The sequence below is a fragment of the Lentzea sp. NPDC102401 genome, from assembly GCF_044765805.1.
Taxonomy (GTDB): Bacteria; Actinomycetota; Actinomycetes; order Mycobacteriales; family Pseudonocardiaceae; genus Lentzea; species Lentzea sokolovensis.
In genome coordinates, this window is the sequence record NZ_JBIWKS010000003.1 from 720958 (window position 1) to 742183 (window position 21226).

General features: G+C 64.8%; 23 protein-coding genes. 13 read left to right on the top strand and 10 right to left on the bottom strand.

Annotated features, from left to right (window positions below):
- Positions 1–128: 128 nt before the first annotated feature.
- From ACIRG5_RS14225 to ACIRG5_RS14240, 4 genes are all read right to left on the bottom strand, one after another.
- Positions 129–977, bottom strand: a complete 849-nt coding sequence (locus ACIRG5_RS14225; RefSeq protein WP_319976689.1) for a GGDEF domain-containing protein — start codon at positions 975–977, stop codon at positions 129–131.
- A 141-nt stretch (positions 978–1118) separates the two neighbouring features.
- On the bottom strand, positions 1119–1571 hold the full coding sequence (locus ACIRG5_RS14230) for a hypothetical protein (RefSeq protein ID WP_402904659.1): 453 nt from the start codon (positions 1569–1571) through the stop codon (positions 1119–1121).
- Positions 1564–2688 (bottom strand): tRNA dihydrouridine synthase DusB, encoded by a 1125-nt coding sequence (dusB, locus tag ACIRG5_RS14235; RefSeq protein ID WP_402904660.1) that lies wholly within the window; start codon positions 2686–2688, stop codon positions 1564–1566. The genes ACIRG5_RS14230 and dusB overlap by 8 nt, the downstream gene beginning before the upstream one ends.
- A 10-nt stretch (positions 2689–2698) precedes the next feature.
- Positions 2699–3223 (bottom strand): macro domain-containing protein, encoded by a 525-nt coding sequence (locus ACIRG5_RS14240; RefSeq protein ID WP_402904662.1) that lies wholly within the window; start codon positions 3221–3223, stop codon positions 2699–2701.
- Between the two features lie 122 nt (positions 3224–3345).
- Between ACIRG5_RS14240 and ACIRG5_RS14245 the strand changes: the two genes are divergently transcribed.
- Positions 3346–4026, top strand: coding sequence for a DUF4241 domain-containing protein (locus ACIRG5_RS14245; RefSeq protein ID WP_402904664.1), 681 nt, complete (start codon positions 3346–3348; stop codon positions 4024–4026).
- A 17-nt stretch (positions 4027–4043) separates the two neighbouring features.
- On the opposite strand, the gene ACIRG5_RS14250 is transcribed toward ACIRG5_RS14245, so the two are convergent.
- On the bottom strand, positions 4044–4589 hold the full coding sequence (locus ACIRG5_RS14250; protein WP_402904666.1) for a superoxide dismutase: 546 nt from the start codon (positions 4587–4589) through the stop codon (positions 4044–4046).
- A gap of 77 nt (positions 4590–4666) precedes the next feature.
- Between ACIRG5_RS14250 and ACIRG5_RS14255 the strand changes: the two genes are divergently transcribed.
- Positions 4667–5143, top strand: coding sequence for a DUF6328 family protein (locus tag ACIRG5_RS14255; RefSeq protein ID WP_402904667.1), 477 nt, complete (start codon positions 4667–4669; stop codon positions 5141–5143).
- On the opposite strand, the gene ACIRG5_RS14260 is transcribed toward ACIRG5_RS14255, so the two are convergent.
- Positions 5108–5803, bottom strand: a complete 696-nt coding sequence (locus tag ACIRG5_RS14260) for a hypothetical protein (protein ID WP_402904669.1) — start codon at positions 5801–5803, stop codon at positions 5108–5110. The two genes, ACIRG5_RS14255 and ACIRG5_RS14260, sit on opposite strands and share 36 nt — an antisense overlap.
- 360 nt (positions 5804–6163) lie before the next feature.
- On the opposite strand from ACIRG5_RS14260, the gene ACIRG5_RS14265 reads away from it, so the two are divergent.
- Positions 6164–7609 carry a DHA2 family efflux MFS transporter permease subunit gene (locus ACIRG5_RS14265; protein ID WP_402904671.1) on the top strand — a complete coding sequence of 482 codons (1446 nt, stop codon included), beginning with the start codon at positions 6164–6166 and terminating at the stop codon, positions 7607–7609.
- A gap of 660 nt (positions 7610–8269) precedes the next feature.
- On the opposite strand, the gene ACIRG5_RS14270 is transcribed toward ACIRG5_RS14265, so the two are convergent.
- Both ACIRG5_RS14270 and ACIRG5_RS14275 read right to left on the bottom strand, forming a co-directional pair.
- Positions 8270–9001 carry a hypothetical protein gene (locus ACIRG5_RS14270; RefSeq protein ID WP_319976700.1) on the bottom strand — a complete coding sequence of 244 codons (732 nt, stop codon included), beginning with the start codon at positions 8999–9001 and terminating at the stop codon, positions 8270–8272.
- A gap of 183 nt (positions 9002–9184) precedes the next feature.
- A complete protein-coding gene (locus ACIRG5_RS14275) occupies positions 9185–9673 on the bottom strand; it encodes an NUDIX hydrolase (RefSeq protein WP_402904673.1) in 489 nt (162 codons plus the stop codon).
- 955 nt (positions 9674–10628) lie between these two features.
- Between ACIRG5_RS14275 and ACIRG5_RS14280 the strand changes: the two genes are divergently transcribed.
- Complete coding sequence (locus ACIRG5_RS14280) at positions 10629–11603, top strand: AAA family ATPase (protein WP_402904675.1); 975 nt, start codon at positions 10629–10631, stop codon at positions 11601–11603.
- Between the two features lie 94 nt (positions 11604–11697).
- Positions 11698–13965: a S8 family peptidase gene (locus tag ACIRG5_RS14285; RefSeq protein WP_402904677.1), complete on the top strand. Its 2268-nt coding sequence runs from the start codon at positions 11698–11700 to the stop codon at positions 13963–13965.
- 27 nt (positions 13966–13992) lie between these two features.
- Here ACIRG5_RS14285 and ACIRG5_RS14290 read toward each other — a convergent pair whose 3' ends face one another.
- Positions 13993–14463 carry an NUDIX hydrolase gene (locus ACIRG5_RS14290; protein ID WP_402904679.1) on the bottom strand — a complete coding sequence of 157 codons (471 nt, stop codon included), beginning with the start codon at positions 14461–14463 and terminating at the stop codon, positions 13993–13995.
- A gap of 8 nt (positions 14464–14471) precedes the next feature.
- A complete protein-coding gene (locus ACIRG5_RS14295; protein WP_402904681.1) occupies positions 14472–15215 on the bottom strand; it encodes a DUF5919 domain-containing protein in 744 nt (247 codons plus the stop codon).
- Positions 15216–15374: 159 nt separating this feature from the next.
- Here ACIRG5_RS14295 and ACIRG5_RS14300 point away from each other — a divergent pair, with 159 nt between their 5' ends.
- The 8 genes from ACIRG5_RS14300 to xerC all read left to right on the top strand — a co-directional run bounded on the left by ACIRG5_RS14300 (position 15375) and on the right by xerC (position 21213).
- Positions 15375–15827 (top strand): hypothetical protein, encoded by a 453-nt coding sequence (locus ACIRG5_RS14300; RefSeq protein ID WP_402904683.1) that lies wholly within the window; start codon positions 15375–15377, stop codon positions 15825–15827.
- Positions 15827–16072, top strand: a complete 246-nt coding sequence (locus ACIRG5_RS14305; protein WP_402904685.1) for a hypothetical protein — start codon at positions 15827–15829, stop codon at positions 16070–16072. The genes ACIRG5_RS14300 and ACIRG5_RS14305 overlap by 1 nt, the downstream gene beginning before the upstream one ends.
- Positions 16059–16319, top strand: a complete 261-nt coding sequence (locus tag ACIRG5_RS14310; protein ID WP_402904687.1) for an AMED_5909 family protein — start codon at positions 16059–16061, stop codon at positions 16317–16319. Before ACIRG5_RS14305 ends, ACIRG5_RS14310 begins: the two co-directional genes overlap by 14 nt.
- A 157-nt stretch (positions 16320–16476) precedes the next feature.
- On the top strand, positions 16477–16761 hold the full coding sequence (locus tag ACIRG5_RS14315) for a hypothetical protein (protein ID WP_402904689.1): 285 nt from the start codon (positions 16477–16479) through the stop codon (positions 16759–16761).
- Positions 16758–18221 (top strand): FtsK/SpoIIIE domain-containing protein, encoded by a 1464-nt coding sequence (locus ACIRG5_RS14320; RefSeq protein ID WP_402904690.1) that lies wholly within the window; start codon positions 16758–16760, stop codon positions 18219–18221. The genes ACIRG5_RS14315 and ACIRG5_RS14320 overlap by 4 nt, the downstream gene beginning before the upstream one ends.
- A gap of 26 nt (positions 18222–18247) precedes the next feature.
- Positions 18248–19822 (top strand): replication initiator, encoded by a 1575-nt coding sequence (locus ACIRG5_RS14325; protein WP_402904938.1) that lies wholly within the window; start codon positions 18248–18250, stop codon positions 19820–19822.
- A gap of 18 nt (positions 19823–19840) precedes the next feature.
- Complete coding sequence (locus ACIRG5_RS14330; RefSeq protein WP_402904692.1) at positions 19841–20035, top strand: helix-turn-helix domain-containing protein; 195 nt, start codon at positions 19841–19843, stop codon at positions 20033–20035.
- Entirely contained in the window at positions 20035–21213 is a 1179-nt protein-coding gene (gene xerC / locus ACIRG5_RS14335; RefSeq protein ID WP_402904694.1) for a tyrosine recombinase XerC, read from the top strand. The genes ACIRG5_RS14330 and xerC overlap by 1 nt, the downstream gene beginning before the upstream one ends.
- Positions 21214–21226 lie beyond the last annotated feature (13 nt).

The window sequence follows — 21226 nt, forward strand, 5'->3', positions numbered from 1 at the left end:
CGGCGTGTCAGTTGCGCCCGCGATACTACGGATGTAGGCGACTTCTGACGACCACTCCGGGTGATAGAGCTGCGATCCGTACGCGATTACGAGCAGTCTGCTTGCCCTGAACGGGTGAGCCAGGTCACTCAGTAGTAACCGAGAACACGTGTCTCAGTGATCGCACGCCTGCCAGCGGCAGCACCTGCGAGGCGAACCCGTCCATCGGCACGGTACGCCACCGCGTTGCGTCCCGACTGCTTAGCCGTGTAGAGGAGGCTGTCGGCGCGGAGCAACTGCTGCTCGGCGCTGACGGCCGGACGTTCCGGTGCCTCGTCCGCGGGCGGTTCGTACGCGAGGCCCGCGCTGACGGTCACGCGCAGCCCTGGCGCGATCTCCTGCCACGGGTGACGCTCGACACGTTCCCGGGCCTTCTCGACGATCTCCAGGGCGCTGGAGGCGTCGACGCGGGGCAGCACGAGCACGAACTCCTCGCCGCCGTAGCGGGCGCAGAAGGCGCCCTCGGGCAGGCCCTGCTGCAGCATCTCGACCACGCGCTGCAGCACCCGGTCGCCGAGGAGATGGCCGAAGGTGTCGTTGACCTGCTTGAACCAGTCGAGGTCGATCAGCGCTATGGCGAGCCCGTGCCGGCAAGCTCCGTGCTCGGTCAGCAGGTCCATCAGCCGTTGGTCGAGGTAACGGCGGTTGTAGGAGTCGGTGAGGCTGTCGCGCAGGCTCTGCTCGCGTGCCTCGGCGTGCTCCCGGCGCAGCAGCTCGACCTCGCGGCGCAGCTGTTCCGGAACGTGCGGCTCCTCGACCTGGTCCGCGTGGACGAGGTCGAGCGCGGAACGCAGGTGCAGGTACGCCTGGCGCCACTGGCCGCGGGAGGCGAGCAACGTCGCGATGGACTCGTGCAGCCCCACAAGGCCAGGACCCTGCTTGTCGACTGGGGCGTCGGCCTGCTGGGTCTCTGCGGTTTCGGGTCGCAGCGCGGTCATCGCGGTCACCTCCTTACTTGGCAGGTGTCGTCCCCAAGTAGGCGGCGCTTGAGCAAGAAGGACACGTGGGGGTGGGATTTCCCCCGTCCGGTTGACCGTCAGCTGCTCCGATCCAGTGAGCTTGGAAGATCAACAATCCGTTCAGCCACCGAGGCAGGGCGCGAACCCGTACACCTCGTCGTCCAGGAGCACGACGTGCAGCGACCCGATCTGGCTGCCGATGGCCTGATCCTCCTGCCGCAGCGTGATCGTGACGGCCACGACGTACACGTCGCCACGGGGATGGGCCTTCTCGCCTGGTGGCGCCCAGTCGGCGTCCGTCCGCAGCGTGGTCCACGTGGGCTCGACCTTGATCGTCGCGCCGCGCAGGTCGCAGGCCTTCTGCCTGAAGTCCGGGTGCTGCGTGTCCTTCAGGAGCTGTGCCTGTTTGGACGCGCTCTCGTCACCGGCCTTGTTGACCTGGGCGTAGTACTCCTTGAACTTGGCGCGGTCGCCGTCGCTCAGCCGGACCGGCTTCGCGGAGCCCGCGACCGGACCGCCGCAGCCCGCGACCAGCGCGAGCGAGGCCAGGAGGACCGCGACGCGTTCAGCCACCGGAGTGCATCACGTCCGCACCCGAGGGCACCGTGGCGTCCTCCGGGTCGTCCAGCCAGCCCTCGGGCAGCACGACCTTCGCCGACGAGCCCTGCCTGCCGCGCGGGCCCTCGGCGTTCTCGGGGAACGGCACCGACCGGTCGAGCGTGCCGATGAGGTCGTCCAGTTCCTGCAGGCTCGACACCATCGCGAACGCCCGCCGCGTGTCGCCGCCGACCGGGAAGCCGTGCCAGTACCAGGCCATGTGCTTGCGCAGGTCACGCAACCCCTTGTGCTCGCCGTCGTGCGCCGCGAGCAACTCGGCGTGCCTGCGCAGCACGTCCGCGACCTCCCCGAGGCTCGGACCCTCGGGGATCGGCTCGCCCCGGAACGCCGCCTGCAGGTCCCGGAACAGCCACGGCCTGCCGAGACACCCACGCCCGACGACCACGCCGTCGCACCCCGTCTCAGCGACCATGTCGAGCGCGTCCTGAGCACTGAAGATGTCGCCGTTGCCCAGCACCGGAATGCTGGTCACGGCCTCCTTGAGTCGCGCGATGGCCGTCCAGTCGGCCTTGCCGGAGTACCGCTGCGACGCTGTGCGCGCGTGCAGTGCCACGGCCTGTGCACCCTCGTCCTGCGCGATGCGTCCCGCGTCGAGGTACGTCAGGTGGTCGTCGTCGATGCCGATGCGGAACTTCACGGTCACCGGCATGTCCCCGGCGTTGCGCACCGCGGCCCGCACGATCTGCCGGAACAGTTCGCGCTTGTACGGCAGCGCCGCGCCGCCGCCCTTGCGCGTCACCTTGGGCACCGGACAACCGAAGTTCATGTCCATGTGGTCGGCGAGGTTCTCGTCCACGATCATCTTCGTGGCCTCGCCGACGTTGCGCGGATCCACGCCGTAGAGCTGCATCGAGCGGGGGCTCTCCCCCTCGTCGAACGTGATCATGTGCATGGTCATCGCGTCGCGTTCCACGAGGGCGCGGGCGGTGATCATCTCGCAGACGTAGAGCCCGGCCCCGTACTGACGGCACAGCTGCCGGAACGCCACGTTGGTGATGCCGGCCATGGGGGCCAGCACAACGGGCGGGTCGACGGCGAACGGGCCGATCTTCAGCGTGGAGGGAACGGACACGCCCCTCAGGTTACGGCACTGACCTGCCGCGATCTTCACCGAGAGTGACCACTATCGCCTCGTAGGTCTCCCGATCGAACGCCACCAGCCGGATGTTGTCGACGATCGGCAACGAGCGGACGGTTCGCACCGCGATCTCCGCGGCACGTTCCACCGGGAACCCGTAGATCCCCGTCGCGATGGCCGGGAACGCGATGCTCTCCGCCCCGAGCCGCTCGGCCAGCCGGAGCGACTCGACGTAACAGCTGGTGAGCACCTCGTCCTCACCCTGCTCGCCGTCCTCCCAGACCGGCCCCACCGTGTGGATCACGTGCTTGACCGGCGCGAGGTCGAAGGCAGGCGTGGCGACGGCCTTGCCCGGTTCGCACGGCGCCAGCCTGGACCCCGCCTCCGCGAGCCTCGGCCCCGCCGCTCGATGGATCACGCCGTCAACGCCACCGCCACCGCCACCGAGCAACGACTCGTTGGCCGCCGTGACGATGACGTCAACTCTTTGTTGCGTGATGTCGCCGAGCACCACTTCGATCGTCCCCATGCTGACCAGCGTGGCAGCGGATTCCTTGCGGTATCGCAGACTTCACTGAACGCGAACACCCCCGGTGCCCCGATCGGGTGTCAGACCCTTCTGCCAACATGCCCTTGGAGGTGGCCTAGCTCATGGGGGCGGTTGCACTGATCAGGTCCGGGTTCGAGCGGTTCTTCGTCGACGGACCGGTCGGCATGCCGACCGGCGGCGGCGAACAGCAGGTCATCGCCGTTCAGCAGGTGGGTGAGCTGGCCCTGCCGACGGGCAGACTCGTGGCGGCGGACCCGTTCGTCGTGTGGCCGGAGGACGCCGAGTCGTTCACCGACGAGGTCGAGCCGGGCACGTACCCGGTGTCGGTCTCGCTGGTCTCGTACATCGACGGCGACGGGTTGCCGGACGAGCGGCAGGGCTACCGCGTAGCGGCCGCCAAGGTGACCGTGAAGGACGAGCCCGCGTACTCGTGGCGCCCGGCGGTGGTCCCCGGCGAGCACGTGCCGATGCTGCCGGTGATGCCGGAGTTCGGCTACGAGGTGAAGTCGAGCACCGGCGCGTTCTTCGACCTCGCCGCCGCGTCGGCGCTGGACCGCCTGGCGGGCGACGACGCGTTGGGCAACTGCGCCCTGATCGACGCGCTCGGCGCCGTGGGCGGCGGCCGTGGCCCCGCCAACGTGACCGACGCCCGGACCGGCCTGAACGTCGTCGCGTTCTCGACCGGCTGGGGCGACGGCGTCTACCCGACCTGGGTCGGCCGCAACACCGCGGGTGACCCGGTCGCGTTCGTCACTGATTTTTTTGTGATTACAAGAGGCTAGTTCGTGATCAACCGGATCTAGAACTCGACGTTCACGCACGCCAGTCGTGGCCCGGCGGTGCCTGCCTCGCCGGGCTTGGTGTGCGTGTGTTCGTTGTGCAGCACCACGGACTGCGCGCGCCGTTCGGTGAACTGCCAGTCCACGGAGGACTCCGTGTGGGCGAACCCGTTGCCGTCGGTGTGCACGTCGAGCCAGATCTCGTTGCGGGGGTTGGCATAGGCCGGATCGACGGACGGCTGCACCGGGTCGGCGACGTTCTGGAAGTGCGGCCCCGAATCCGCCGGAGCCGCACCGCACTTCTTCACGTGGACGTGCGCGCCGTAAGTCCGGTGCGGCTGCAATCCGCTCAGCACCAACAACACTGTCGTGCCGCCACGGACCGTCGGCACTCCGACGGCGGTGACCCTGGCTCCTGCCGGGACCTTGGCGTCGTACGTGACGGCCTTCGCCGCGGCGCTGTAACTCTCGAACTTCGCGGACGTGTGAGCCACCTTCGCGGGTTCGGCGTGCGCGGTTCCGGTGAACACGAGCGCGGCGGCGACCGCGACTGCAAGCGTCTTCATGGATCACCTGCCTAGTGCCAACGGCCCAGCTCCGCCATTCGGCGTTTCAACTGCTCGGAGGCGGGTACGCGGCTGTGGTGAGCGAAGCCGAGGAATCTCAGCAGCGCAGACTCGCCCGCAACGTGAACGAGCTGCTCCAGGAGCTCCGCGTGGCTCAGGCCGGCGTGCAGATCCTGTTCGGTTTCCTCCTCTCCATCGCCTTCACCGACAAGTACGCCAACGTGGGTGGCTACATCCGTGTCACCCACCTCGTCGCGGTGCTGTGCGCGGCGGCGGCCGTCGCCTTCCTCACCGCTCCCGCAGCGTGGCACCGCGTCCTGTTCCGCCAGGGCCGCCGCGAGGACGTCGTCCGCTACGGCAACACGTTCGCCCTGGTGGGCATGGCCTTCCTGGCTCTGGCGATGACCGGCACCGTCCTGCTGCTCGCCGAGGTGATCCTGGACGGCTGGCCTGCGATCGTGGTCGGCGTGCTGGCGTTCGTCGTCTTCACCGGCCTGTGGTTCGCGGTGCCGTTCGCCTCATCCGAGCGTGCTCAGGACCGCGAGCGCCCCTAGTCCGAGCGCCACCGGCACCGCCGTCAGCACGTTCCTCCGCGTCGGCCGCGGCTGCTCGCGCAGCACCAGAATCCCCAGCGGCACCAACGCAATGCACAACCCGGCCGTTCCGACGATCGACAGCATTTCGGTGCCTTTCAGAACCCCGAGAGGCAACAACCCCATGGTCGCCAGCGCCACCGACCTGGTCTTGCCGAGCGCTCCGGACCGGTACGCCCCGAAGGCCAGCACGAACCAGCCGAACATGATCGTGAAGGACAGGAAGCTGAACAGGTGCAGCTCTCCATATCCCTTCGCCACCAGCTCCGTCGCTCCCTCGACGCCCAGCTGCCTGGTGGCGCTGAACGCCGCCTGATCCACCCCGGCGTGAAAGGTCCGCTCGAACAACCCGACCGTCACCAGCATCCCGCCCCAAGCCGCCCACCTGGGGTTCTCGGTGCCGATCCGCTGCACCAGGCAGGCGACCGCCGCCCACATCACAACGTTTCCCGCCAGAAACGCCGTGTACGCCGCCCGCATCAACTCCGGGTGCTCGGCCACCGCCCGCAGCTGGTCGGGGAAGAAGAAGTTGAACGGCGACCGCAACAGCGTGCCCGCCAGCAACAGCACCGGCCCCAGTGCGAGAGCCGTGCCACCAACCCACCCGTTCGGAAACCTCATGGTCGTCGACGCTTCCAGCGCTACGACCGCCTGTGATCGGCCCGCGGTCCGACTCCACCCTCAGCCCGTGGTCTGAGGCGCTTCGTCGTGCAGGCTGTTGGTCGGCACGGCCACCTGAGCACCTGGAACGCCGTACTCGTCGATCAACTCACCCAGCCTCGACCCCATCCGGAAAAACCTGCGGACCGGCATGTCGATTCGCGGTCTGGCCGTTCGACGCATGAGTAGACGGACGAGAAACCGGGTGAGACCGGGGCGACGATGAGGAAGACTCGGGTGTACCGATGAGTTCCTACAGCGTTGCGGGTCTCCACCGGTGTCGCGAAGAACCTGATGCCAGCAACCTAGTGAGGGCCTGACATGCCTGCTGCGATCCAAGACCGGCCGACCGCACAAGCGGGGAAGACACCCCTGGTGGTGCGCCTGCTGGTGCTGGCGACGTTCGTCGTGATCCTCAACGAAACGCTCATGATCAACGCGATTCCGCGCCTGATGGAGTCGATGCACGTCACCGAACAGGCCGCGCAGTGGGTCTCCACCGCGTTCATGCTCACCATGGCCGCCGTGATTCCGGTCACCGGCTGGTTCCTGCAGCGCGTCACCACCCGCCAGGGCTACGCGATCGCGATGGGCGTCTTCCTCGCCGGCACCGCCATCTCCGCCGCCGCGCCGTCGTTCACGATCCTGCTGCTGGGCCGCATCGTGCAGGCCGCGGGCACGGCCGTGATGATGCCGCTGCTGATGACCACGCTGATGACCGTCGTGCCGGAGCAGGACCGCGGCCGCGTCATGGGCAACGTGACGCTCGCGATCTCAGTGGCCCCGGCCCTCGGCCCGGCCATCTCCGGCGTGATCCTGCAACTGGGCTCCTGGCGCCTGCTGTTCGTGGCCGTCCTCCCGATCGCCGGCGCCGTGACCTACTTCGGCCTGCGTCACCTCGACAACATCGGCGAACCTCAGGTCAGCACCCTCGACTGGGCCAGCGCGGCCATGGCGACCCTCGGCTTCGGCGGCCTCGTCTACGGCCTGAGCCTCTTCGGCGAGGGCGAGTCGAACCTGGGCCCGAGCATCGGCATCGTCGTCGCGGGCGCCGCCACCATCGCGTTCTTCGTGCTCCGCCAGCTCAAACTGCAGCGAACCGGCGCGCCCCTCATGGACCTGCGCACCCTCACGCACCGCACCTTCGCACTGGCGCTGGCCCTGATGTGCATCGCGTTCCTGGCGATGATGGGTTCGATGATCCTGCTCCCGCTCTACCTGCAGAACCTGCGAGGCCTCACCCCGCTGCAGACCGGCCTGCTCCTCATGCCGGGCGGCCTGGGCATGGGCCTGCTGGGCCCGACCGTCGGCCGCCTGTACGACCGCCTCGGCAGCCGCCCGCTGGTCCTGCCGGGCTCGATCGGCATCGTGCTCTCCCTCGCCGGCTTCACCCAGGTCTCGATGACCATGCCGTACTGGCAGATCCTCGCCCTGCACGTGCTCCTGATGATCAGCCTGGCAGCGACGTTCACCCCGATCTTCACCCTCGGCATGGGCGCGCTCCCGCCGAACATGTACCCGCACGGCAGCTCGATCCTCGGCACGCTCCAGCAGGTGGCGGCAGCCCTGGGCACCGCCCTGGTCGTGACCGTGATGTCCGCCCGCACCGGCCAACTGGTCGCAGACGGCACCACCGCGGCGTTGGCGCAGCTGAGCGGCATGAAGCTGGCGTTCGTGATCGCCACCGTCCTGGCCGCGGCCACGATCGTCGTGGCGGCGATGCTGCCGAGCCGGACCACGAAGTCCGGCGACGTCATCGCCCACTGACGGCCTCGGCACGCTCGACCGATGCAGGCTCCTGGCCCGCGCCCGGCCTGACGGCGTTGGGACTTCGCTGGTACGGCGGAGAGGGTCGGGAGCCGAGAGACTCTCCGCGCTGGGCCTGTCCAAGGGCGCAGAAGCCGCACTGTGGCTGTCCGTCCTGGACCAGCGCACTGCCGCCGTGGTGGGCCCTGCCGTGACCTGGGAGCCGAAACCACGTGAGGCCGCCGCCGCACGTCCTGAACGCACCGCACGGCACCTGAACGCGGATGGGGCCCCGGACATGTCCAGTCCAGGGCCCCGTTTTGCCGCCCATTTGCGCACACCAGCGACGTTTAAGAGACGGATCAGTCCTTAGGTCGCCGCGCTCTTCCGTTGAGCTACGGCCGCATGAGCAGAGCGGCCAGCAGGATTCGAACCTGCACCTCGGCGAGTCTTGTCCGTTCCCGGTTGATCTGGCGTTCGGCGGAAATGCTGATTCTGGAGCGAGAGTCTGAGCTTGATCCCGGCTGCCTCTACCGATTGGGCTACCCCGGCGCGATGGTGCCGGGGACAGGATTCGAACCTGCACTGGTGACCGAGTGGTTCAGGCTGACGTTTCAGTTTCAGCTTTCACGCTCCCAAGGGGAGCGCACCCCCGCGCTCCAGCGGGGGAGTCTGTGGACGCTATCGGAACAGGTAGTCGAAGACCACCGCGCCGACACGCTCGTCGGTGATCTCCATGTTGTTGGCTTCCTCGCGGGCGAACTTCACCGCGTGCTGAAGCTTCTCCACCCGGTCGACGAGCTCGTTGACCCGACGGGCAGGCAGCGCACCGGAGAACTTCACCGTGGTCCAGTAACCCACTGGAATGTCCTCGTAGTACACCTCGACCTGCGCCGGGTGCTTCTCGGTGGCCTCGGCCTTGACGTGGTTGCGCGGCACCTTCTTGGTGCGGATGGTCCGAACCTGCTCAGTGCGCCAGTAGTCGGCGGACTCGTCGAAGTTCCAGTCCTCGGCCGCGTCCAGCAACGGCAGCTTCTTCACGAACGTGTGCAGGTCGGTCAGCTGCTTCTCGAGGAACAACAGATACGACACAGGCACGTCGCGAAGCAAGGTCTGCCCGTCCACCACCACATCAGCCTTCGCGACGCAGTTGGCCCAGTCCTTGGTCGCCGTCACGTCGAAGAGCCGAGTCATCACCGAAGCGGTCTTCCGCAGCACGTCCTCGGCCTTGATCTGCACGCGAGTGGACTCCGGCGGCAACACCTCGCCGTCCTCGTCCTTCGGCTGGTACGTCCGGGAGATACCGGCCAGCAGCGCGGGCTTCTGCAACCCGTGATGCGCGTCGGTGAGGTCCCGAAGCGTGCCCCCTTTGACACTCTTCTCCACCGCGATGATCTGGTTCAGCTTCGTCATGCCGCACCCCCCTTTGGTCTCGCGCACCCTACGTGCCGGAAAGCCCTGCCTGCACGCGATTTCAGTTCGGCGCCGCGACGGGCACCGGACCTTGCAAGGCGAACGGGGTGAGTCTCGTGTGCGGGTCTCTCGACTATCGTCTCGTGAGTCCCGTCGGCTCGGACCGAAGCCCAGCGTCGAAGGTCACAACAGGGCGCGATACCGGTCGAAGGCCTCGCGGGCATCGGGAACGAACGCCTGATCGCGAACCAGATCAACCAGTTCCGACTCAGGCAGCCAGTCATGCCAAGCGATCTCCGAAGAGTCAGGTCGAACGCACCCGGTGATCACGACCTCATGCAGACCTAGCCAATACGGGCTGATCGCGCCTGCACACAAGAACTTGAGCACGAATCGAGGGCGAGCACGCACACCGAGCTCCTCCTCCAGTTCCCGCGCGGCGGCGTCCTCATACGACTCGGCCACTCCCACAGCGCCCCCGAACATCCAGTTCAGTTGACCTGGGAACAGTTGGACGTCATCTGGGCGGCGGTGCACGAGTATCCGCCCATCAGCGTCACGACACACGATCGTCGCGATTCGATGCAGCCATTCGCGACGGATCGCCTCACTTCGGTCCACGACGCCAATGACCTGGTCATGCTCGTCAACCCGCTCAACAGCTTCGCTCACGTGGTACACGTTGGCAGACCAGGCTGAAACCCACTCTGGAACTCGGCTGACCTCCCGCGCGAAGCCAGGCAGGGGGCCCGAACCAGGCTTTAGATCGTTCTCAACCATCCGAAGGTCCAGCGCAGACGTCCGGCGAGATCACTGACGTCTTAGTCCCTGGTACCGCAGCTTTGAGAGCAGAGGGGCAGGCGCATCACGGGTGTCAGCGATCTTGAAATGCGAAACCCCCAGGCCTGTGACCTGGGGGTTTGGTGGGCCGCCAGGGACTCGAACCCTGAACCCGAAGAGTAAGAGCCTTCGCTTGGCGTTGTTCGCCGATCTTGCTCGACAGTGTCCACTACCTGCGCGGATGCAGTCTTGATCTGAGCACTGTGGACAGTCGCTTCTCGACGTTTATCGACGTTTTACGAGACTAAAGCGCATCATGATCTTGGTCCTTTTGGACCGTCCACTCTTCTGCCATCATCCCGACACTGAGCCCAAGAACGCGGCCGGTGGTGCTGGGTCAAGGTACTCGTTTCAGCCTTGACGTGGTGCCGCCGGCCGTTGTCATACTCGCGGCGTCGGGGTGGCTCGGCCTGATGTTCGTCGGGACGTTTCCGCGGCTTCGTCTGGTGCCTGATCGGTGGCAAGGCGGCGCAGCCGTCGCGGCAGTCGAGCGCCATGACCGGCCAGTCCGAGGTGACCCTGACGGCGCTCGTAGGGAGCTGCTGGCCGACATAGCTCTACAGGTTGAGCTCGTCGGTAGGGCAAGGCCGGAGGACGGCGCGCAGCGCCGCCCGGCCGACCGGCGCAGCGAAGCGGATGCCGGGAGTGCCGGGATGGATGGTGTTCGCTGTACGCGCGGAGCGTGCCGCCAGCGGCGGCCTTGATCCTGTAGAGCCAATTTCGGCAGCGTTGCGTGTCAATCATGGGTTGTAGCCACGCTCCAGCTCTGACGGCCTAGCATCAACTCATGGCCGCTGGCAGACACCTCAAGACCTTGTTTCGGGCGTTTCACACCCGGGACGAGCTAGCGTTCCGTCGTGTCGCCATGGAGATCATCGAGGAAGAGCAGGCCAAGCAACACCACGCGCTGGCTCGTGATCTTCAGAAGTTGCTGGCGGCTGGCGGCAGCCTCGACACCAGCGCTACCGTCGTACTGCCCGAACCTCCGAAGGACCGCGAGGGCGAGTGGCCGTTGGCAGAGGTACGAACTCCCGATCGCCTCTTTGAAGACTTGATTCTGTCGCCGAGAGTCGGTGACGTGCTTTCTCAGTTTGTCGCGGAAGTAAGCCGGTGGTCCGAGCTAGATGCTGCGGGGATTCCCCGTCGGCAGCGTCTCCTGTTCCGCGGGCCGCCTGGGTGTGGCAAGACGAGTGCGGCGGAGGCGCTTGCGAGTGAACTTGGTCGTCCATTCCTACTCATTCGGATCGATGCAGTGGTGTCGTCTTATCTCGGTGAAACCGCAAGTAACCTGAGGCGCATCTTTGATTACATTGACCAGGCACCATTCGTTGTCCTCTTCGATGAGTTTGACTCGTTAGGGCGCTCCCGTGAAGATGCAAGCGAGCACGGTGAGATGAAGCGCGTAGTGACGGCGTTCTTGCAGATGATTGATACTTACCGGGGTCCCAGTCTGCTGCTAGCAGCGACGAACCATCCCGATTTGATGGACTCTGCGATCTGGCGCCGCTTTGATGAAGTTTTGGAATTCCAGCACCCCACCGTGCATGAGATTCGTCGGTTGCTTCGTCTTCGGCTGCGCCTAGCGCCTCATCGAGGTGTAGATATAGACAAGGTTGCGAGCGCTCTAAAAGGCTTGCCTCACGCTGCCGCCGAGAAGCTGGCGGTTGACGCTCGGCGCTTCGCTCTCCTGCGCGGTAACACTGAGGTGCATGCTGACGATGTTCGAGAAGCGATTGCATCCGTGACCGCTCGGCCTTGGTGAGGTCTAGGAGCTGTGGTCTATGCCGAGACACCTTCTTTTGCCCGATCCCCACCCAGTTGGATCACGTCGTGCGGGTGGTGCCGGATCTGGTGGAGTGAAGCGCAATCGCGGCTCGCACGGGGCGCATCTCCAGCAAGAACTGAGTCAGGTCGTTGCAGCTCCTCGTCGCCTGAACGCAGGCGTCGATCCTGATCTGGTCTTCAAGATCAAGTCTGTGGCACGTCCCAAGGATGGCTTGCTGGAAGATCGCGGCTTGCAGGTCCTCGGTGAGACTGTGAACTACACCTACTTTGTACTTAGCAGTGATGAGGGAGCAACCCTCGGCGCTGCGCTGAGGCGCTACACATCGGCAGGGACACTCTCTTCGCTTCTGGACCTGATCGAAGACATCGAGCCGTACGGCCCCGAAGATAGACGCGGCCCGGGGCTTGCTCTTCCGCTTCCTGCTGGCTCGTTCCTGGTCGATATTGAGATCTGGCCCTCAGGTAGCTATCAAGAGGCTCAGCGGCGGGCTGGAGTTGTAGAGACTGTTATTCCAATTTCTGGAGGTCGACAGCTTCTGCGCTCGATTTCTGCCCGACGAAGTGTAATTCGAGCGCAAGTGAATGAGACCGGTCTGAACGACCTGCTCAGTGTGAGCGTCGTCGAGCAAGTTCGTACTCCTCCGGTGCCTTTCCTGGATTTCCGGGACTGGCGAAACCTTGCTGCGTCCGAACTGACTAGAGTTGAGGTTCCGTCAGCGACGGTCGGCGTACTGGATGATGCGCCTGCGGTGGGGCATCCGTTGTTGGCAGGATTGGTTCATTCTGTGGATCTGGTTGGACCCGCTGACTATGCATGGCAACAGCCTGGTGATCACGGAACCGAAGTAGTTGGACGCGTCCTTTTTCCTCGTCTCCATGAACAGCTCCGTGATGTTGAAGCTATAACAGCCCACGGCTCGGTGCGGGTTGCGCGAATTCTAGAGCCGGACCCTCAGAATCTTGCTGGCGCGCCTCGGTTCGCCACACGAAGCTTTCCTCATGATCTGGTCGAGGAAGGAATTCGTCATCTTCACAAGGAGTACGGCGTGAAGGTGTTTAACCTATCGATCGGCTATAGTGAGCCTTTCAATGATGTTCACCTTGGGGCGCTCACTGAGGTCATAGACGAGCTCGCGCGCGAGTTGGATATTGTGATAGTAGTGCCGACAGGAAATGTTTCCGCAATCAACCCTTTCTCGGGGGAGACCCCAAGCGGGCATCACGTGGGCGACGACTATCCGGCTTATCTTGATACTCCGGAACATCGGATTGCTGAACCTGCGCCGGCCGCGCTTGCGATTACGGTAGGTTCTGTCGCCCTTAGTGGCGCTGTTGCGGAACTTCCCAATCGACTTGCCTGGAAGGCGATTGCTGAGGCGGGTAATATCTCGCCGTTCAGCCGCACTGGACCGGGAATCGGAGTAAACAAAAGACGTCGAAACAAGCCGGATGTGGTCCACTATGGTGGAAACTTTGCGATGAACGACTCGGGAATTGTTGTTCCGAATGATCCAGGCGCGGGCGTTGTGAGTACGGCATTCAATCCGGCGACTGGACAGATGTTTAAGTCGTGCAACGGAACTAGCTATGCCGCACCCGCGGTTGCGCGCGCGGCGGCCGATGTCCAACAGGAGTATCCGGATGCTTCCGCTAATCTAATCAGAGCGCTTGTAGCTCTAGGGGCAAAACTGCCGGATCCGGCCAATAATGTCGTGAATGAGACGCGGCGTAGTGCGCGCTTTGGGCTTGGTCTGCCGGGTATCAACCGGGCCATCGTTAGTGATCGTCAATGCGCTACTATGACTTACGACGGAAATATGCCAGTCGATACAGTTCGAATTCATCCGGTGCCTGTCCCGGAGATCTTTCGGCGCGGCAGTGGCGGGGAGCGGTACATTACAATTGCGCTCGCATTTGATCCGCCAGTGAGGCGGCAGCGGCGTGAGTATCTGGCGGCGACGATGCAGGTTGATTTGTATCGGGATGTGAGTTTGGCTGATCTGGAAGAGATCCTTCGTAAGCAGCAGGCTACCGATAGCTTGGATTTGATCAAGGATAGAAGGCGTCCAAAGCTGCTGCCTGGTAGTGACTCTGTAAGCAGTGCAACGCTCCAGTTGCGTAAGTGGACCGCGAAGAACTCATTTGTCAATGACGATGAGGTCTTTTATGTGGCGGTAACGCATCGTGCTGCTACATGGGCAAGAGACAATGCGGCTTACAAGGAGCAATCCTACGCACTCACGGTCACATTGGAAGATCGCAACCTTGTGCAGGCCGACTTGTATCAGATGCTGACGCAGCAGGTCAGGGTTCCGGCAAGGCTTCGCATTCGTGTCTAGGCTGTCTGTGTGGTTAGTTGCAAATTATTAGGTGAAGAAAGGAGTTTGTCGATCAGATAGGGCGTGATTAATCCTCAGTGAGATGGACGGGTGCACGTTCAGCTCGCCGATGCTTCGGGGCGGGATCCACAGTACTTCCTTAGATTCACTGCTGGTGCACAGACGGCCTCCGGTCACTTTTCCTCGAAAACAGATCGAAAATTCTTGTCGAATTTCGCCATCATCGTAAGCAATGACATGGTCTGGATTTGAGTATAGGCCGATCAGTCCTGTTATCTCGATTTTAAGTCCTGTCTCTTCGTGTACTTCCCGTGTTGCGGCTTGAGTCAGAGTCTCGCCCACTTCTTGTTGCCCTCCAGGGATGGCGTACAAGTCGTTGTCCGTGCGGCGAATCATCAATACTTGGCCGGACTCATCTTGAACAAACGCGCTGACTGCGGGTCGCAAGCTGTTGGCTTTGGGTGCGTTGGGGTCGTGGAAGTAGTCCACGCGGGCCATGTGGCTCCCTAGAACGTTGCTGGCTTGGACAGGTTCCAGACGTGCTCGAAGCTCTCAGAGTAGGTCTCGAAGAGATCGCCCGCAGCGAGCCGACGCAGGTGCAGGGCCGGTGCGTGCGCGGCCTGGAAGCCGTAGACGTGCGTGTTGACGACCATCTCGTCGTCGAAGCGGAAGATCGAGTTGTAGAGCGTCGTCTTGTGGAAGCGCATCTCCACGCCGTCCACGCCCACCAGTGGACGGTAGAACGCGAGCGCGTTGCGGATGCGGGAGCCGAGCGTGCCCTTGCCAAGCTGCTCTTCGTCGCTGCGCTTGGCGACCTCGCGGCTGGCCGGGTCGCCGAAGATCAGCCGGATACGTGCGCCGTTCGCGGCCTTGTTGGCCAGGTCTCGCATGAAAGTCGGGCGCTCCACCAAGAAGATGCCGGCGTGGACCAGCACCTCCACGTGTCGGGTGGCGTTGGTGATGAGGTGGTCCCACAGGTCTGGGGGGATCGAGTTGCGGTGTGGATAGAGCTTGACCACCTCGGACTCGGTGATCTCTGCCTTCCGCTCTGGCGCGACTGCGTCCGGCCAGAGGTAGGTCTCGGTTTCCTTGACCATCGACGCGATGGTGTTGCGGTGGCGCGGGTACGGCGCGCGGGCCTTCGTGATCCAGCGCTCGACGGTCTTCTGGTCGACGCCTGTGGCCTTGGCTACCTGCTCGTATGTGAGTCCGTTGCGTAGCAACGCATCTCGTAGTCGCTCGTTCGCCATGATCGCTTCCTGAGGGACGCTAGGGACGTCTTATGTTAGCGAGGACGTCTCTAGAAGTCCCGCTGTGCGGTGCTCCCGTCCCGGTTTTCAGTCGAAAGTCGTAGTTGTCGAGAACTCCAGACAACGGGTCTGGACGACACCTACGACAGGAGAGCCACGATGGCGATCACAGGTGGGAGCAGGCTCCCTGCGGGTCACGACTTCGTGTTTCCCAGGGGCGCGCTCGTGATGGGCGTCGAGCCCGTGCTCAAGTTTCAGTCCGCTGAGGAGCGGACGAAGGGGTTGCCTCCGGAGCAGGAGAAGGACAAGGAGTCTGGTCTCCTAGTGTGGTCCGTGCTGGTGATCGATCAGGCGGCGGAGCGCAAGACGGACGCCGTGGTCACGGTGAAGATCTCCGCGCCTCACCAGCCCGTGCCGCCGGAGGCAATCCCCGGCACGGACGTTCGGCCGGTCCTGTTCGAGGGGCTGACCGTCACCCCGTGGATCGATGACAAGGCATGCCGTGGGGTGCACGCGGGCGAGCGTCACCGCTGCCGCGCCAAGCTCGGCTACAGCCTGCGGGCCTCCGGCATGAAGCCGGTCGTCAGCAAGCCAGCTGCTAAGGCGGCGTGATGCCTGACCTGGTGCGTGTGCACGTGACCGCTGACGTGCCGATGCGGCCCCTCGCAATGCCGTTCGCCGACCGTATTGAGATCCGCTTCGGCAACGCCTTCCCTGCCGTCCTGGTCATCGATCGCGACGTGGTTCCGCAACTGCGAGACGTGCTCGACCAGGGGTGGCGCGCTCTTCAGGCCTCTGCCGCTCGACAGGAGGGGCGTCACTCGCTCGCGGAGGAGGCTCCTGATGTCCGCAGTTGAGGCCATGCACTGGGGGCTGGCGGAGCAGGCTCGGACGCTGAGCGAAGCGCACGACGTGTTGAGCAAGCTCTTGCCCAATCCCAAGGCTGCGCCCGGCGTGCTGAGGGACTACTACCTCCGCTCTGCCTCGATCTACGCGCGAGTCGCCGAGAGCGACCGCACTCATCACCACGAGGCCATGTACTGGGCGAACCGTGAGCGCGAGAAGGGCGAGGCAATCAAGGTCACCAAGACCGTGAAGAAGTAGCAGAAGTCCTTATTGGACAGAGCGCGTGACTCTGCTGGGTCACGTGGCGATGCCGCACGTCTTGTTGCGGTGCAAAGAGAACGTAAGACGCAGGAGCGGAACCCGGCTACCAACCTCGCCGCTCCTGCGTTGTCCACCCAACTCAGGAGTGAACAAGATGAGCGTAGAGCCTGAGCGCATTCGTGCGCTAGACAGGGCCACAAAGCAACTGCTGTGGGATCGGGTGATCTCCAGCAAGCAGACCGTCTCCAGCTACGTCGTCATGCTCGACGGCGGCTCGTTGGAGACGATGGAACTCACGGCCGCACAGGCGGAGGGCTTCGAGTGCCTGATCTGCAAGACGCAGCAGACCACTAGTTCGGGAGCTTTCCGGCCTGTTGGGCGTATCCCGAGCGTCGGCAGCGTCTTTCAGTGCCTCACGTGCGCTGGCGGTGTCCGATGAGGGGCAACCGCTGGGTCGATCCCGCGCCGTTTGAGGGTGCACGGCCGCAGGTTCCTTGGTGGGTATGGCTTCCCGGCTGGGTCAAGCTCGTGCTCGCGCCGTTCGGGCTGATCTGGTTCGCCGGCCGACTGGCCGTGAAGCTCGTCGTGCTGACCGTTCGGTACCCCCTTGCGGTGACGTTCGGGCTCGGTGGCTACTTCGGATACCAGCAGTTCGGGTTGTCGCCGCTCGTCCTGGCGCTGCTGTCGCTCGTGTGTGCGCTGACGGTTTGGTACGGCCTCGACCGCGCCTCGTTCCTGCGGCATGGCTGGTACCGCGTCCTGACGGAGTGGCGGCGGGTGACGGTGTACGTGCCGCAGTGGCGCACTGTGATGCGGTTGGCTGAGCTGGCCAAGGACAACCGTGGGCGGGAGTACCGCCCGAAGCTGCGCCGCGTCCGGTCTGAGGGCTGGCGGGACAAGGTCCGGGTGCGGATGATCCCGGCGCAGTCACCGGAGCAGTGGGAAGCGCGTCGGGACAACCTGGCCCACTCGTTCAACGCCCGGTCCTGTCGGGTGCGGGTGCTGCGGCCGAGTGTGCTTGAGCTCGACTTCATCCACTCTGATCCGCTGTCGCGTCCGGTCGCCGTTCCGCAGCTCGCGGCCGTTGGAGAGGTTGATCTCAAGCGCGTAGTCGTTGGCCGTACCGAGACCGGTAAGCCGTGGCGGTTGAAGCTGCTCGGCTCTCAGGTGCTCGTGGTTGGTGTGCCTGGCGCGGGCAAGGGTTCGGTGCTGTGGTCGATCGTGTGGCAGCTCGCCCCGGCCATCAAGGCGAGCATGGTTCGCCTCGTCGGGATCGACCCCAAGGGCGGCATGGAGCTGGGTCAGTGCCCGGACGCGTTCGAGAAGGTGATCTACGACAACGGGCCTGAAGCTGTTGCCCTGCTTGAAGAAATTGCCGCTGAAGTCAAGGAACGTGCGGCACGGTATCGGGGCATCCGACGCTTGTGGGCGCGTGGCACGGGTGAGCCGTTCACGGTCCTGATCGTGGATGAATTGGCCGATTTGATCGCCTACCAGCCGGACCGGAACCTCCGCGAACGCGCTACGCGTGCCGTCCAGACGATCACCTCACAGGGACGTGCTCCTGGCTACGCCGTCGTCGGCCTGGTCCAGGACCCGCGCAAGGAGGTCGTCGGCTTCCGGCATCTGTTCACGACCCGCGTGGCGTTGCGCCTTGATGAGCCGGTCCAGGTCGACATGGTGCTGGGCGATGGCGTTCGTCAACGCGGTGCGGCTGCTCATGAGATCAGTGAGAACACGCCCGGTGTCGCCTGGCTCAAGGAGGACGGGCAGCGCGAGCCGGAGAGGGCGCGGGCCTTCCACGTCACGGATGCGGACCTGGTGGAACTGGGTGTCTACCTCGCCCCGGCGACTGTGCACGAGTTCCCGGCTATTGCTGAGGGGCGTGAGGCAGCGTGACTGAGTACCTGAACCGCTCCGAGCGGATGAAACGGCCGGCCGCGCTCGACATCGCTCGGGCTGTCGCTGAAGAACACGGCGTGTGCGTCCGGCCGTTGGCCAAGGAACGGATCGACCTCGACACCGGACGCGTGGATATCGTGCCCGTGCCGTGCGGCTCGACAGTCGCGAGTGTGTGTCCGACGTGTGCGGAGAAGAACCGCCGTCTGCGGATGGCGCAGTGTCGCGAGGGGTGGCACCTCACCGAGGAACCCGACTTCACGCCGGACGCTCCGAGCGACGAACAGTGGGAGCTGACTGCGTACCGGGCGGACTTGGTCAAGGCCTTCCGCCTGGCCCTCGATGAGGGCGATGAGGTTGGGGCGGAGGAGGTTCGGGAGGAGGTCGCGGAGGTTGATGAGGAACTTCGGCAACTTGGAGTCCGCGGTTCACTCCCCTCGCTGGAGGTGCCGCTCAAGGGTGCTCGGAAGCGCTCGACCAGGCGGCGGCAGGACGCGCCCAACCTGCCTCGACGGCCGGTCAGCAAGCGAACCGTGGGCAAGGTGTTCGGGGGCAAGTACCAGCCCTCGACGTTCCTCACGCTGACACTCGACAGCTACGGGAAGGTGCGCAACGACGGCACGCCCGTTGATCCCTCGAGGTACGACTACCGGCGCGCTGCTCGGGACGCGGTGCACTTCGCGGCGCTGCTCGATCGGTTCGTGCAGAACCTTCGGCGCTGTGTCGGTTGGGAGGTTCAGTACTTCTCCGCTGTCGAACCGCAGAGGCGGTTGGCTCCGCATTGGCACGCGGCGGTTCGGGGCTCCATCTCGCGGGCTGAGCTGCGGGCGGTCGCTGAGGCCACGTATCACCAGGTCTGGTGGCCTGCGCATGACGAGATCAAGTACAGCGGTGACAACCTGCCGGTGTGGGACGTCCGGGCAAAGGGCTTCGTTGATCCGCATACGCGGATGGCCCTGCCTACCTGGGAAGACGCCCTCGATGAGGTCGAGCGACCGGCGCACGTCGCGCGGTTCGGTGTGCAGGTGCACTCCAAGGGCATCCTCGGCGGAACTGACGAGGCCGGCCGCCACATCGGCTACCTGACGAAGTACCTCACCAAGAGCATCAACGAGTGCTTTGAGGCGCAGACCGTACGTCAGGAGGATCACGCCGAACGGCTGTGCGCTGAGCTGGCCGTGACGCCCTGCTCGCCGCAGTGTCCGCTCTGGCTGTTGTACGGCGTGCAGCCTCGTGGGGCTCGGCTGTCGACGGTGCCGGGCACGTGCAAGGGCAAGGCGCACAAGCGAACCACGCTCGGCGTTGCTGGTCGGCGGGTCCTGGTGTCGCGGAAGTGGTCCGGGAAGTCGCTCGCGGACCACAAGCACGACCGCAAGGCCTTCGTTCGGCAGCTGCTCGCGGACGTCGGGATCAAGCAGGAGGACCAGGCACAGCGGGTCGTGTGGAACAACGTCCAGCCCGGCGACCCGAACGTGCCGCCACGGGCGCACCTGCTGTTGAGCGCTGTCGCAGAACGTCGCAGGTGGAAGGCCGAATACACGGCCGCATTGCTCGCGTCCGCCGGACCGCCGGGGAGTTCGGCAACACCTGAAGCTGCTTGATCTAAAGGGGGGAACATCATGGAGACACACCGGTTTGAGCCACTGTGGACAGTCAGTGACGTTGCGGCCTACCTGAACGTCCCGGTCCACACGCTTTATGGCTGGCGGACGAAGAACTACGGCCCGCCCGCACGGCGCTTGGGGAAGCACTTGCGGTACCTGCCGTCCGAGGTGCGGAGCTGGTTCGAGCACCTGCTTGAGGAGGCGGCCTGATGCCTCGTCCACCACTCGACATCGGCACGTACGGCAAGATTCGTTGCAGTCAAACGGAATCTGGCTGGATCGCCGTCGCGAACTACCGCGACTTCGACGGCAAGACGCGGCCGGTGCTGCGGCGCGGGAAGACCAAGCCTGAGGCTGAGCGGAGGCTCAAGAAGGCGTTCACTGAACGCAAAGGTCCGGTTGGAGACTCGTTGACGCCTGACAGTCGGTTCAAGGACGCGCTGGAAGCCTGGCAAGCGAAGTTCCAGAAGCTCGTGGACATGGGCAAGCGGTCGCCAAGCAGCCTCGACACCTACCGGAGCATCCTCGGCCGGCATGTCCTTCCCGGCCTCGGAGAGCTGCGGATTCGCGAGATGACCGTGGCGCGGATCGATGCGTTTCTTGGTGCGCTGTGGCGGTCGGTCGGGGTCGACAGTGCCAAGACAGCGCGCTCGGTGATCTCGGGTGCCCTGCGAATCGCTGTCCGAGACAGGGCGCTCGACACGAACCCCGTGAGGGACACGGACCCGTTGGAGAGCGGGCGGAAGAAGAGCCCGAGGGCGCTCACGCGGGAGGAGCGCTTGTTGTGGCTGGAGATGCTGGAGTCCGATCCGGTGGCGGTTCGGAAGGACCTGCCTGACCTGTCGCGGTTCATGATGGCCACGGGTGCGCGGATCGGTGAGGCGCTGGCCGTCTACTGGGACGACGTCGACTTCGTGGCGGGCACGGTCGTCGTGAACTACACGGTCATTCGGGCCAGCGGCCTCGGGCTGATCAGGAAGTCGACCAAGACGGAGGCTGGCGAGCGAACGCTACCGCTGCCCAAGTGGGCGCTCGACATGTTGCGGCGGCGACTTGAGGTCACGCTGTTCCCCAACGGGCCGGTCTTCCCGAACAGCCTCGGTGGCCTGCGGGACCCGTCGAACACCCGCAGGGACCTCCGCAACGCTCGTGGAGGCGACGAGTTCGCCTGGGTGACCTCGCACGTCTTCCGGAAGACGGCGGCCACCATCCTCGATGAGGCGGGGCTCTCCGCGCGGGTCGTCGCGGACCAGCTCGGGCACGCCCGGCCGTCGATGACTCAGGACACCTACCTGGCTCGGAAGGTGGTCGATCGGAAGGCCGCTGACGCGTTGGAAGGGGCGCTCGACCGGCCTGAGCAGGACGAACCGGGAGAGGCCGGAAGTTGAGAGTCAGAGAGTA